Raw genomic sequence first — 12,814 nt, forward strand, 5'->3', positions numbered from 1 at the left:
CTAGTGTATTGCTTGAATACTCCCTAACCCCCATTGATTGATAAAGTTATGGGTTTGCCCCAGTAAAATTGAATCCCGAATAATCTGATTAACTTCCGAAACAGGCATCCCTAATTTTAAAAAATGCTGCCGGATTTGTGCTGTTGTAGCCATACCATATACCTTTAAAATTAAATACTATCGACTATCTGATAAGAAAGATGCTGGAAATATCATTAATGCATTTGTCTGTTGGATGCTGAAATAATATTCCTGCACCTTTCTCCTCCCTTATAACCAAATGTCTATCACTCCCAATCAAATGGTTGTTTTCATCTACTGCTACTTGTTTTACTACCGTATACCTAGGAAAAACTTGTTCTGTTCCATTGTTAAAGCATACGCTGACCGGGCTTAGGATATGAGATGAAACATAGGGTTTCGGCAAATCATCAGGATAACGGTCGTCAGGAAACAATGAACGGTATCGTTTTATATAATCAGGCGTTGCTTCGATTTCTAAAAAAGTACTGCCGTCGTAGTCGGTCTGATGCACTACCGTAAAGCCGTCGGTCGGCCGTTTTAGCTTACGCCGCCTGTGTTTGAGCCATTTCTGCCGCTCTGCCTTGTCTTTCCATCTGAGTACCGCCTGTTTTTCTCCGTCAGGCCGCAAACGGCCGGAAAGCCGCAGATAGCGCCGGTACACGGGAATCTGCCACTTTTTCGCTAAATCTTCAGGTGGCATATCAAGCAAACAGGCACTATGCAGCGTGCCGGCCATCTGTCTGAACAAATTCTCGAAGCTCTCTACAGGATAAAGCTGCCCGCAGCCCGTTGCGTCATCCGCATATGCTTGAGAAACAGAGACCGTCTGAATGCCGCTATCTGCATGAGACAAAATGGGCAGCAACATGGCCGGCCACAACAAAGCAGCTAAAAATTTCACACTCATCTCCTTCTTGATAAAAATTATTACTTGCTAAGGTTTTTTGTTGGATTTCTCTTATCAGCAAGATCTAGTCTATAAACAGTATCAGAAATACCATGCTCGATTTCATGGGCATAATCAGAAGCCGTAAGATAATCTTTTCCAAATACCATCTCACGGTATTCAATGTCTTCTTTTAATTTTCTCGTTGTATAAGTGGCTGGAACATGATGATCGCCACGAATACTTGATAGCCCCCATTTATTGATAAAAATATGAGTCTTTTGCATAATAACATTATCCCGCATGATGCTATCAATCTCCTTTTTAGGCATGCCCATGCGAATAAAATGCTGCCGAATTTGTGCATTTTGAACTGTTGCCATAATAATTCTCCTATTAATTGTTTGAGTAAATTTTTAATTTTAATTGGTGATAAAATAATTTTTTTTATATAAATAATTTTTTTTATATTGAATATAAGATATTTCCTTGCTACATCTCATATTTTCTTGGTTATCATGCATAAAGTATAGAGATACACTATCATGAATAGACAATCTTGCATGAAAATTCTTAATATGACCGTTGTTGTCAATAGCCTCTAATGATTTTTCTAAGTTGTCAATATCCTTTAATGATTTTCCAAAACTTACAGCAGAATCAGAACAAAATATCGGTCTAAACATTGGATGCCAACCAATGCTTGGCAGGGGCAAATCCTCGGGATAACGGTTGTCAGGAAACAACGAACGGTAATGCTTTAAATAATCAGGCGTTGCTTCGATTTCTAAAAAAGTACTGCCGTTGTAGTTGGTCTGATGCACTACCGTAAAGCCGTCGGTCGGCCGTTTTAGCTTACGCCGCCTGTGTTTGAGCCATTTCTGCCGCTCTGCCTTGTCTTTCCATCTGAGTACCGCCTGTTTTTCTCCGTCAGGCCGCAAACGGCCGGAAAGCCGCAGATAGCGCCGGTACACGGGAATCTGCCACTTTTTCGCTAAATCTTCAGGCGGCATATCAAGCAAACAGGCACTATGCACCGTACCGGCCATCTGCCTGAACAAACTCTCGAAGCTATTTACAGGATAAAGCTGCTCGCAGCCCGTTGCGTCATCCGCATATGCTTGAGAAACAGAGACCGTCTGAATGCCGCTATCGGCATGAGACAAAATGGGCAGCAACATGGCCGGCCACAGCAAAGCAGCTAAAAATTTCACACTCATCTCCTTCTTGATAAAAATTATTACTTGCATTGATATTATTCCCAATATTTTTCACTGCAAGCACATTTACACTACACGCTAATCACGCTAATTGTTTGTTTTATTTTGATGTTTATATGTTATTGCAAGTTGGGTAGCCCAGGCCGTCTGAAACATGCTTTGTCGCAAAATACGGGCAAGCTGCTACAATACAGCCGCTATGTCGAAACAAAACAAACGGAGAAACGGCACGCCATGAGCAACACACGACAAACACCGGAAATCCCCGCCGCACCGCTGCAAGAATCCCGCGCGTGGTTTGACGCGCACACCGCCGGTTTGCCCGAACCTGCGCAAAAGCTGCTTCAGACGGCCTTGTCGCTGGCCGAGACGCATTATCCTGCCGATGCGGCCACGCCTGCGGGCGAGCCGCTTTTGGCGCACCTTTTGGGTGCGGCGCGTATGGTGAACGAATTGGATTTGCTGCCCGATGCGGTGGCCGCCACGCTTTTGGCCGACATCGTGCGTTTTGTGCCCGACTGGCGCGAGCTGCTCACGGAACGCTGCAACAGTACTGTCGCCGAGCTGGTCAAAGGTGTGGACGAAGTGCAGAAGCTTACACACTTTGCCCGTGTGGACAGCCTCGCCACGCCTGAAGAGCGCGCCCAACAGGCAGAAACCATGCGTATTATATTTCAGACGGCCTTTGATATTTCCCAATCAAAAGGCCGTCTGAAAAATTACTCTTGCCAGCCGCCTAAATAAGAAACCAGTTCTTCCAACATGGTGCTGATGGCTTCGGTCATTAGGATTTGCGAGGCAAAGGCGAGGCTGGCGGCATCGTCGCCGTTGCTTTCCGCTTCTTCTTGCAAAACGTCCAGATACTGGATGCGTTTGAGTGTAAAGTCTTGAGTGAGGATGAACGCAATTTGTTCGCGCCATACCAAGCCCAGCTGGGTAACGGTTTTGCCGTTTTTAACGTGTTGTACCACTTCGTCGGCGGTCAGGTCTTGTTTGGAAACTTTGACGACCGGAACAACATCGCCGACGCCTTTGAGTTCGCAATCGCTGTCCAATTCAAAACCGCCCTCACAGTGGCCTTGCAGCAGCCAGCTGGTCATCAGGGAAGAGGGCGATTGTTTGGTGTTGGGCAGGGCTGCTTCAAGACCGCCCAACGCCTCGCGCAGTTTGGTCAGGATATTTTCCGCTTTGGCAGATGCGGCATTGTTGACTAAAAGATACCCGTGGCGCGTGTCGAAAATCGCCTGTGTGCGGCTGCTGCGCGTAAAGGCACGGGGCAGCAGGTCGTCAGTAATCTGTTCTTTCAGCTCTTGTTTTTCTTTGCGGCCGACATTGCGCGCTTCGTTGTTTTGGATTTCCAAAACCTTTTCATCCAAAATATCGCGGATCACGCCGGCAGGCAGGACTTTTTCTTCTTTTTTCAGAGCAACGCGCCAAGTGTAATCGGCAGGGAAAACCAGCTCGGGCGAAAAGGAAACCGGCGTGGCGAAGCCTTCGCTAAACCAGTCCAAACCCTGACAATGGGCAAATTCGGATTGTGCCAATTTGTCGGCAAGGACTTCTAATTCGGGCAACTTGTCTTTGTTGAGCGGATAAAAACTGATTTGCTTAAACCACATGGCGAGTTTTCCTTTTTATTAAAACCGGCATTATACAGGGAAAATAACATACGGAAATCGGCAGCACCTTTAAAAATGCAGTAAAAGCGTTGACAGAAGAAAAGGCTTTCTGTATAGTTCGCGCTTCGGTTACGCGCCCATCGTCTAGAGGCCTAGGACACTGCCCTTTCACGGCGGCAACCGGGGTTCGAATCCCCGTGGGCGTGCCAAGATTCTTAAAAACGCACCTGCTTTTGCAGGGGCGTTTTTTGTTTTCAGACGGCCTGTCGCTGTGAAAATATCTTTAAATTGGTTTACAATAATGCCATTCTGAATCTTAACGAGAGAAAACAATGTTAGACATCCAATTGCTCCGCAGCAATACCGCCGCAGTGGCAGAACGTTTGGCCGCACGCGGTTATGAGTTTGATACCGCGCGTTTCAACGCTTTGGAAGAGCAACGCAAAGCCGTTCAAGTGAAAACAGAAGAGTTGCAGGCTTCGCGCAACAGTATTTCCAAACAAATCGGTGCGTTGAAAGGTCAAGGCAAACACGAAGAGGCTCAAGCTGCGATGGATCAGGTTGCCCAAATCAAAGTGGATTTGGAGCAGGCTGCCGCTGATTTGGATGCTGTTCAGAAAGAATTGGACGCATGGTTGTTGACCATTCCGAACCTGCCGCACGAAAGTGTTCCTGCCGGTAAAGATGAAACTGAAAACGTTGAAGTTCGCAAAGTTGGCACACCGCGCGAATTTGACTTTGAAATCAAAGACCATGTTGATTTGGGCGAGCCTTTGGGCTTGGATTTTGAAGGTGGTGCGAAACTGTCCGGCGCGCGCTTTACCGTGATTAAGGGCCAAATTGCCCGTCTGCATCGCGCTTTGGCTCAGTTCATGCTGGACACGCACACGCTGAAACACGGCTATACCGAGCATTACACGCCTTATATCGTGGATGACACTACTTTGCAGGGCACGGGCCAACTGCCTAAATTTGCAGAAGATTTGTTCCATGTTACCCGCGGCGGTGATGAGAGTAAGAAAACGCAATATCTGATTCCGACTGCAGAAGTGACGCTGACGAATACTGTTGCCGACAGCATCGTGGCCGGCAGTGATTTGCCGTTGAAATTGACTGCGCATTCCCCATGTTTCCGCTCCGAAGCGGGCGCATACGGTAAAGACGTGCGCGGTTTGATTCGCCAGCACCAATTCGACAAAGTGGAAATGGTGCAAATCGTTCACCCGGAAAAATCATACGAAGCGCTGGAAGAAATGGTCGGCCACGCTGAAAATATTTTGAAAGCGTTGGAACTGCCATACCGCGTGATTACTTTGTGTACCGGCGATATGGGCTTCGGTGCAACCAAAACCTACGACTTGGAAGTTTGGGTTCCTGCGCAAAATACGTACCGCGAAATTTCCAGCTGCTCCAACTGCGAAGATTTCCAAGCACGCCGTATGAAGGCGCGTTTCAAAGATGAAAACGGTAAAAACCGTTTGGTGCATACTTTGAACGGCTCAGGCTTGGCTGTCGGCCGTACTTTGGTGGCGGTATTGGAAAACCATCAAAATGCCGACGGCAGCATTAATGTTCCTGCTGCGTTGCAACCGTATATGGGCGACGTGACCAAACTGGAAGTAAAATAATCGTGGTTTAAAAGATAAGGCCGTCTGAAACTTGGGTTCAGACGGCCTTTTCTATGATTGAGTAATTATTTGTTGTGCTGACGGAAATATTCCCATTCTTTGACAACGGTACCGTCAGGCAAGTGGCACACGCCGTATTCGCCACCGTCTTTGTCTTTTTTGATTTCGGATTTGCCGCCTTGTTTGACGCAGAATTCAGAAGCCGGATTGGCCACGCCGACCTTAGGAGATTCTTGTTTTTCAGAAGCGGAGCAGGCGGCCAAAGCAGTTGCGGCAGCAAGGCTGAGGATGATGGGTTTGATCATGGCGTGTCTTTCATTTGAAGGATAAAAACAAGCGGATTATGAGGGATGCTTGCGTTTAATTGAGTTAAACAGATTAAAGGCCGTCTAAAAAGTTTTCAGACGGCCTTTAGTTTAAGAAGTCATACCGGATTATTTGGCTGCTTCGGTTTTTTCGCCTTCTTTAGCAAAGTATTTGGCGTAAATTTTGTCGTATTCGCCGCTTTCGCGTACTTTTTTCAGCGCATCGTTCAACATTTTGATGGTTGCTTCGTCGCCTTTGCGTGCAGCGATACCGTAGTTTTCGATGGTGAAGTCAGGCAGGGAGATGAAATCCAAGCCTTTGGTCGGGTTGTTTTTCACATAGTTGGCAATAACCGCGCTGTCGCTGACTACGGAATCCAGGCCGCCGTTTTCCAATTCTTTGATAATCAGGGGAACGCTTTCAAAGCGGGCGATTTTCGGATTGTCGTTACCCAAGAGTTTGGAAACGGAGAAGTCGCCGGTGTAGCCGGTTACCACGCCGACTTTGGCCATGTTTTTCAGGTCTTCGGAGGAAGCTACTTTTTTGCCTTTGGGAACGAGGACAACTTGGGTGATTTCAAAGTATGGATCGCTGAAGAGCATGCTTTGTTTGCGGTCGTCAGTGATGGTTACGCCGGACATAACGATGTCCACGTCGCCGTTGTTCAGAGAAGGGAAGAGGCTTTCCCATGGCTGGTGTTTGAATTCGACTTTGAAGTTGCCGGCTTTGGCCATGGCATTCATCAAATCTACGTCAAAACCTTCTACTTTGCCGGCAGAATCCAAAGATTCAAATGGGGCAAACTCGGCGTTAGAGCCGACACGGTACACTTTATCGGCAGGAGCAGAGGCATTGTTGCTTTGACCGCCGCAGGCAGTCAGGGCAAGGGCGGAGCAAGCGAGAGCAGTGGCCAGCCATTTTTTCATGTTCATGATATGTGCTTTCTTAATAAAATGTTAACGGATAAAATCTTAGTTTAGCATAATTTTGTGAACAAACTAGCCGAAATCAGTGGTCTTTTTCTCGGAAAAATGCGTAGGTCACGTCATGGAAGAGGTCGGTGTGCGGACTGTCTTCATAGCTCAATTCCGCCAACGCGTCTTCAAAGGCAAGCTGGATGGATTCTACGGCATCGTTGGCCATGTCGGAGGGCAGGGAGCGGATAAGGCCTTTGAGTGCGGTGGCGAGGACGTGGTTTTGCATACGCAAAGCGTCGTTGGCCTCTTCCAGATATTCGAGGCGTTGTTCGATGCTGCTCATGATGTATCCTTGAGTATTAAATAAAATAGTGATTATATAGCGAATTAATATTAAAATGTGACGCTTGCGCCGGCTTGCCGGATATGTCCAACCATCGGCCGTATTTCAAGTGATTTTAGGTTTGAATGCGGTTCACAATAAAAATGAAAAAACGAGATTATTATGGAAAACAACCGTCTTGACCCCGCAGCCCTCGAGGAAGAAGACCTGAATTGGGAAAAACGCCTGGAAAGATTGCGTCAGGCACGACAATTCAATACCGTGCCGACTCATGCGCCATTGGTCAAAAAATCGGACGACGCTGTCGAAGCTGCGCCCAAAACCGCGTCTAAAAAAGAATATAAATTAGATGCTGATAATCGTGAAAAAGTATTGGAAGAGTATTTGTACCGCTGGCAGTTGGAACACAATACTGCCCTTGCAGACGATGGCGAAGCAGTGGAAACCGATGCGATGGTGGTTTTGCAGGACAACTGGTTGAGCGCGCAATCGGCATTGCAGGCCGCGGCTTCAGAGCGTCATATCGAATCAACGCGTACCGTCAGACTGAATCCGAAATCAGGTGCGGTAGATTTTGATGCGCCTGAAGTGGAAGAAACTGAAAAACCGGAAAATGATGATGCGGAAGCGGCTGAAGAGGCGGTTTCAGACGGCCTTGAAAAAGAACCGGCCATCAATGTCCATATCAATGTATTGAACCCGCAAGCGATTGGCCGTCGGGAGGTATTCTGCGTTTCTGAAAAAGATTTGACCGAGCGTCTGATTAAGCGTTTGCGCCCCCATGTAGCCGATGCAGTCAACGGCATGATTCGGATTGCCGTGCAAAAACAAATGGCCTTGTTCACTTACCAGTTGCAGCAAATGCTCAACGAGCAGGCGCCGGGCTTGGTGGAGGATGTATTGGAACACAACGTCAAACGTATTTTGGACGATATGAAGACTGAAATGAAATACCGCCGTTGAGTATCCGGGCCGTCTGAAAAGTTTCAGACGGCCTTCGGCGTAAATTTCCCTTAAAATTTTACGAAGCGTGTATAATGGCGGCTCACGTTTTCGTGATAAATATCCTTTCTAAATAGTTGATATGCCCGATGCAGAATCGGGCATTTTTTTTGAGATTGTTATGAATAAAAATAAAATCATTGTATTGCTGATTGCTTTGGTTGCCGTATTTGCCTATAACAAAATGCAAAACAAGCAGTCGGTACAATCGCAGAATCAGCAGAAAATAGAAGCCGTTCAAAAACAAAATAATGCGGGAGGAAAAAACGCCGATACGGCTCAACAGCAAATCGGTTCGGGCAAAGAATCAGCCGAAGCGGTTTTGAAACAGGCGTTTGAAAACGAGCAAAGCGATATTCAGGTTGAGGGCGAGGGCACGGTATGGAAAACCCTGCCGGATGACAACAAAGGCACGCGCCACCAACGCTTTATCTTGAAGCTCTCCAGCGGCCAAACGCTTTTAGTGGCACACAATATCGACCTTGCCGACAAAATCAAAGGCTTGAAAAAAGGTGATAAAGTAGCGTTTTACGGCGAATATGAATGGTCGGAGCAGGGCGGTGTTATCCATTGGACGCATCATGATCCGGCAGGCCGTCATGAAGACGGTTGGCTGAAGCACGGCGGACAGGTTTATCAATAACCGTTCAGACGGCCTCCTGCTTGAAAGATGACAGGAATAAGCGCAAAATGTTAACAAATTAAACAGGCGTATTGTTTACTGCGCCCATCGCAACATACAGTAGATTGAAAAACAAATGAGCAAAAAACTTCATCCCCAAACGCTTGCCATCCGTAGTGGCAAAGAGCAAACCGAATATTATGAACACAATCAGGCTCTGTTTTTGACCAGCAGCTTCATGTGGGAAAACGCCCAACATGCTGCTGATTTGTTTTCTAAAAAAATCAAAGGTTTTACCTATACCCGTACGGCCAACCCTACCATTGCCGCCTTTGAGAAACGCATTGCTGCATTGGAAGGCGCAGAGCGCGCGGTAGCCACTTCGACCGGTATGTCCGCGATTCAGGCAGCGTTTTTCACCTTCTTGCAAGCCGGTGATCATGTGATTTCCAGCCGCAGCCTGTTTGGTACGACTGTCGGTTTTATCAATAACATCGTAACCAAGTTCGGCATCGAAGTCAGCCATGTGTCGCCGGTTGATGTAGATGAATGGAAAGCGGCCATCAAGCCCAATACTAAACTGTTTTTCTTGGAAACCCCATCCAACCCTTTGGGCGAAGTTGCCGATTTGGAAGCTTTAGCCGAACTGGCACACAGCATTGGCGCGCTTTTGGTGGTGGACAACAGCCTCTTGTCGCCAGCCGGTTCGCAGCCTTTGAAACACGGTGCGGATATTTCCGTGTCTTCCGCAACCAAAGCGATTGACGGTCACGGCCGCGTGATGGGCGGCGTGTTGGCCGGCTCGGAAGAATTGATGACGCAAGTAGCCATGTATTGCAACTCTTGCGGTTTGGCGATGTCTCCGTTTAACGCATGGCAGTTGTTGAGCGGCGTGGAAACCTTGTCGCTGCGTATGGAAAAACAATACGACAATGCGCTGAAAATCGCCCAATGGTTGAAAGAGCAGCCGCAAGTCCAAGCTGTGTACTACACCGGTTTGCCCGACCATCCGCAAGCCGAACTGATCCGCAAACAGCAAAATGGCGGCGGTATCGTCGTGGGTTTTGAAGTTGCAGACCAAGAAGAAGCATGGAAAATTGTGGACGGCGTAGAACTCTTTTCCCGTACTGCCAACCTCGGCGATGTGCGCTCGACCATCACCCATCCGTGGACAACCACGCACGGCCGGATGCAGCCTGAAGAAAAACTCGCCGCCAATATCCGCCCGGGCTTGATCCGCCTCTCTGTCGGTTTGGAATACATCGACGATTTGATTGATGATTTGCAACAAGTATTGAACAAATAATCTAAAAACAAATTTCAGACGGCCTTAAATTTTAATAGGCCGTCTGAAAGCAATTAAACACACATCTTAAGAATAAAAGGAAAAAAATAATGTCTGAAGCAGAATTCGCCTCATGGGCAATGAAAATCCTACTGAGCGGCCTGATTATCTTTTTGGGCTTTATTGTTTGGAACTTGGGTAAAGAATCCAAAGCCGGCAAATTCGGCATTGCCATGCTCTTCTTGGTTTTGGGCTTGGGTGTGTTTGGATTCGTATTTAAAGAATTGCTGATTAGCTTTTTGGTATTGCCGAAGTAGGCAGGAAGTTTATTGATAGAACAAGGCCGTCTGAAAAAATGTTCAGACGGCCTTTTGATTTAATGTTTTAAATTACGCCCAATTCTTGCAAGCCGCGCAATACGCCGTCTTCATCGACACTTGGGCAGACGAATTGTGCAGCAGCTTTAGCAGCTTCTTCGCCATTGCCCATGGCAACGCCAAAGCCGACGGTTGACAGCATTTCTAAGTCGTTGAAGCTGTCGCCGAATGCCATTACTTTGCTCATATCAATCCCCAGTTTTTCCACTGCGTGAGCAATGCCGCGTGCTTTTGAACCTTCTTTGCGTAGCAGGTCCACAGCATATTCATGCCAGCGGACGGATTTGAAGCCGTGTTGCTGGGTTAGCGGTTGCAGGATTTTTTCTTCTTCCTTATCCACAAAGACCAACATTTGATAAACAGGTTGTTTGCGGAAATATTCTTTGTCCGTCAGGAAGTTGGGCAGGATATGCGATAAGCCTTCGATAACGCGCGGCGAATGGGAGGAAACGGCAATTTCTTGATTGTTGACGAATGCGTAGTCTATTTTGTGTTGTTCAAGCAGGTTGATGGCGGTTTCTATGTCGGCAATGTCCAACGGGTAGCTTTGCAGGGGTTTGCCGCGAAAGGAAATATATTGGCCGTTGATGGTAACGAGCATGTCGATACCGCATTCTTGAATCAAGGCTTTGACTTTGGCGGGAATGGCGGCTTCCGGACGGCCGGTGGCAATGGCAGTCAAAATGCCTTTGGCTTTCAATGCGCGCATGGCTTGAGCAACCGAAGGACGCAGGGTATCCGTGTATTTTCGATAGAGGGTGTCGTCGATGTCAAAGAAGATGATTTCAGGATTATTCATGGTTTACTCGTTGGGCTGGGTATACACAGCTTTCATTGAAAATTGTGTGAACAGCTTGTGTATAAATTGGTTTAGTATTTGATTGCTATTATAAAAATAAGTTCTGATTAAAATTTAGGCAGATTTTTATTTTGAGAATAAAGCGGAAAATTATTCACAATAGGCCGTCTGAAAATTTGGTTTTCAGACGGCCTTGTTTTAAGCAATCAAACGGATATTTTCTTTGTCTTGCCTGAATTTGTTTTTAATCACGAGAGGCAGGCTGCTGTCGAAATACCAGCTTCCATCAGGCAATGCCAACGCGCCGCCGGCGCAGAGCAGGGTAATGCTGTTTCCGGTCAGGGGGTCGGTTTCGGTAATTTCAATTTCGTGCGCTTTGCCCCAATCGGTTACGGGGAGTAGGGCGGCAAGCTCGGTAATGCGTTGGTTTTGATGTTTGATGCCGTTTGGCTGGCGACAGTTGCCATTGCATTTTCCGACGGCCTCGACTGGGCAGGGTTCGCCCTTTGCGTAGCTGGTCGGCAAAATGTTGAGCGAATCTGGGCAGAGTCTGTGTTCTTGCGACCATTGCGTCAAAGCGCGTTTGGCTGCTTTTTTGTGGGCAAACAAACCGTAAGGGCGCCAGTTTCTTGTACCGCTGTTTAACAAGACAATGCGTGCTTGAAGGCTGCCGTGTTCGTCCGCGATAAAGCGGACGGTAGAAAACGATGTGGACTTTTCAGACGGCATCAGTTGGTATTCCTGCATGGTCTGGGCTTTGAGCCATAATGTATGGAGCTGCCCGACTGCCGGAATAAAACGGATGGAGGCTGCGGCTTTGATATGCGGCGGCAGTTTTTTGCTGTGCAGCAGAGTGGCGGTTTCGCTGTATGCGCGTTCATGTGCTTCAATGGCTTGGGCTTTGCCGAAATGGTCAAACCAAACCAATACGCCGTAACTGTCGGGCAGGGCATAGAGCTGTTGGGCGAGTGAATCAGGCAGCCAAGTGGGTAACATTTTCGGATTCATCAATACACGGACGTGTTCGTCCCATTGTTGATGATTTTTTTCTGCCAAACTTAATTCGAGATAATCACATAATGCGGCAACATCAGTCATGGCGCGGTGGCGGTTGGCCGTCTGAATGCCGGTGCGTTCGATAATGCTGTCGAGGCTATGTTTGTAAAACTCAGGATAGAGGCGGCGTGACAGTTGAACCGTACAGAGCGAGGGTGCGGCAAAGTCAGTATGGATACGCGCAAACTCGTGGCGCAGGAAGGTGTAGTCAAAGCGGCTGTTGTGGGCAACAACCACTGCACCTTGCAATAGCGGCAACAAATCGGCTGCAATATCGGCAAAGACAGGCGCGTTTTTCACTGTTTCATCATGAATCCCGGTCAGTCTGGCAACAAATTCGGGAATGCTGCGGCAAGGATTGACCAATTGCTCGTAATGTGTGGCGCGTCCTTGCTCAAAACGAACAAGGGCGACTTCCGTTATCCTGTCTTGATAGAAATTTCCACCGGTCGTCTCCAAATCCACCACGACCACAGGCCGTCCCAAACGGGAAAATGCTTCGGATAAGAGCGGCCAGTGTGCGAAATCTGACATTTTATTCTCTGTAAATTCAATAGCAAATGCGCATTTTACACGCTGTCTGCAAGTTTTCCAAATAAAACGCTTGACAGTAAATAGCCCTCTCTTTATAATTCAAATCTTTCTTGATGCACCCGTAGCTCAGTTGGATAGAGTATCTGGCTACGAACCAGAGGGTCGGGCGTTCGAATCGCTCCGGGTGCGCCACAAG

At 47.5% G+C, this 12,814-nt stretch carries 15 protein-coding genes, 2 tRNA genes and 1 pseudogene; 8 read left to right on the top strand and 10 right to left on the bottom strand.

Going from position 1 to position 12,814, the window contains the following annotated elements; genetic code table 11:
* The 4 genes from ACTHTJ_RS00475 to ACTHTJ_RS00490 are packed head-to-tail and all read right to left on the bottom strand — an operon-like array spanning window position 1 to window position 2,130.
* Window positions 1-153, bottom strand: coding sequence for a hypothetical protein (locus ACTHTJ_RS00475; protein ID WP_225905468.1), 153 nt, complete (start codon window positions 151-153; stop codon window positions 1-3).
* A gap of 31 nt (window positions 154-184) precedes the next feature.
* Window positions 185-931, bottom strand: coding sequence for a hypothetical protein (locus ACTHTJ_RS00480; protein WP_107810729.1), 747 nt, complete (start codon window positions 929-931; stop codon window positions 185-187).
* 20 nt (window positions 932-951) lie between these two features.
* Entirely contained in the window at window positions 952-1,293 is a 342-nt protein-coding gene (locus tag ACTHTJ_RS00485) for a hypothetical protein (protein ID WP_210389037.1), read from the bottom strand.
* Window positions 1,294-1,332: 39 nt separating this feature from the next.
* On the bottom strand, window positions 1,333-2,130 hold the full coding sequence (locus tag ACTHTJ_RS00490) for a hypothetical protein (RefSeq protein ID WP_283120573.1): 798 nt from the start codon (window positions 2,128-2,130) through the stop codon (window positions 1,333-1,335).
* Window positions 2,131-2,364: 234 nt separating this feature from the next.
* Between ACTHTJ_RS00490 and ACTHTJ_RS00495 the strand changes: the two are divergent.
* Window positions 2,365-2,796, top strand: a pseudogene (locus ACTHTJ_RS00495) (HD domain-containing protein); the annotation flags it as partial.
* A 53-nt stretch (window positions 2,797-2,849) separates the two neighbouring features.
* Here the strand turns inward: ACTHTJ_RS00495 and ACTHTJ_RS00500 are convergent.
* Window positions 2,850-3,749, bottom strand: coding sequence for a recombination-associated protein RdgC (locus tag ACTHTJ_RS00500; protein ID WP_003747432.1), 900 nt, complete (start codon window positions 3,747-3,749; stop codon window positions 2,850-2,852).
* A 133-nt stretch (window positions 3,750-3,882) separates the two neighbouring features.
* On the opposite strand from ACTHTJ_RS00500, the gene ACTHTJ_RS00505 reads away from it, so the two are divergent.
* Window positions 3,883-3,958, top strand: a tRNA-Glu gene (locus ACTHTJ_RS00505).
* A gap of 123 nt (window positions 3,959-4,081) precedes the next feature.
* Entirely contained in the window at window positions 4,082-5,377 is a 1,296-nt protein-coding gene (gene serS, locus ACTHTJ_RS00510; RefSeq protein WP_070584027.1) for a serine--tRNA ligase, read from the top strand.
* A 65-nt stretch (window positions 5,378-5,442) separates the two neighbouring features.
* Here the strand turns inward: serS and ACTHTJ_RS00515 are convergent, their stop codons facing one another.
* The 3 genes from ACTHTJ_RS00515 to ACTHTJ_RS00525 form a co-directional block, all read right to left on the bottom strand.
* Window positions 5,443-5,682, bottom strand: coding sequence for a putative hemolysin (locus ACTHTJ_RS00515; protein WP_070584029.1), 240 nt, complete (start codon window positions 5,680-5,682; stop codon window positions 5,443-5,445).
* A gap of 129 nt (window positions 5,683-5,811) precedes the next feature.
* Window positions 5,812-6,615 (bottom strand): basic amino acid ABC transporter substrate-binding protein, encoded by an 804-nt coding sequence (locus ACTHTJ_RS00520; RefSeq protein ID WP_049347925.1) that lies wholly within the window; start codon window positions 6,613-6,615, stop codon window positions 5,812-5,814.
* 76 nt (window positions 6,616-6,691) lie between these two features.
* Window positions 6,692-6,943: an NGO1151 family protein gene (locus ACTHTJ_RS00525; RefSeq protein ID WP_003680526.1), complete on the bottom strand. Its 252-nt coding sequence runs from the start codon at window positions 6,941-6,943 to the stop codon at window positions 6,692-6,694.
* 162 nt (window positions 6,944-7,105) lie between these two features.
* On the opposite strand from ACTHTJ_RS00525, the gene ACTHTJ_RS00530 reads away from it, so the two are divergent.
* From ACTHTJ_RS00530 to ACTHTJ_RS00545, 4 genes are all read left to right on the top strand, one after another.
* Window positions 7,106-7,906 (top strand): hypothetical protein, encoded by an 801-nt coding sequence (locus ACTHTJ_RS00530; protein WP_070584032.1) that lies wholly within the window; start codon window positions 7,106-7,108, stop codon window positions 7,904-7,906.
* A gap of 121 nt (window positions 7,907-8,027) precedes the next feature.
* Window positions 8,028-8,588: a DUF3465 domain-containing protein gene (locus ACTHTJ_RS00535; protein WP_070584033.1), complete on the top strand. Its 561-nt coding sequence runs from the start codon at window positions 8,028-8,030 to the stop codon at window positions 8,586-8,588.
* 115 nt (window positions 8,589-8,703) lie between these two features.
* A complete protein-coding gene (metZ, locus tag ACTHTJ_RS00540) occupies window positions 8,704-9,873 on the top strand; it encodes an O-succinylhomoserine sulfhydrylase (protein ID WP_070584035.1) in 1,170 nt (389 codons plus the stop codon).
* An 89-nt stretch (window positions 9,874-9,962) separates the two neighbouring features.
* A complete protein-coding gene (locus ACTHTJ_RS00545; protein WP_004521104.1) occupies window positions 9,963-10,169 on the top strand; it encodes a DUF2788 domain-containing protein in 207 nt (68 codons plus the stop codon).
* Between the two features lie 67 nt (window positions 10,170-10,236).
* Here ACTHTJ_RS00545 and ACTHTJ_RS00550 read toward each other — a convergent pair whose 3' ends face one another.
* Together ACTHTJ_RS00550 and ACTHTJ_RS00555 are read right to left on the bottom strand one after the other, a co-directional pair.
* Entirely contained in the window at window positions 10,237-11,028 is a 792-nt protein-coding gene (locus ACTHTJ_RS00550) for a Cof-type HAD-IIB family hydrolase (RefSeq protein WP_070584037.1), read from the bottom strand.
* A gap of 198 nt (window positions 11,029-11,226) precedes the next feature.
* Window positions 11,227-12,618: a 3'-5' exonuclease family protein gene (locus ACTHTJ_RS00555; protein ID WP_070712003.1), complete on the bottom strand. Its 1,392-nt coding sequence runs from the start codon at window positions 12,616-12,618 to the stop codon at window positions 11,227-11,229.
* Between the two features lie 115 nt (window positions 12,619-12,733).
* Between ACTHTJ_RS00555 and ACTHTJ_RS00560 the strand changes: the two genes are divergently transcribed.
* Window positions 12,734-12,810: transfer RNA gene (locus tag ACTHTJ_RS00560), tRNA-Arg, on the top strand.
* The last annotated feature ends 4 nt before the right edge of the window (window positions 12,811-12,814 follow it).

Source organism: Neisseria sp. P0018.S001 (assembly GCF_051957355.1).
GTDB lineage: Bacteria > Pseudomonadota > Gammaproteobacteria > Burkholderiales > Neisseriaceae > Neisseria > Neisseria subflava_A.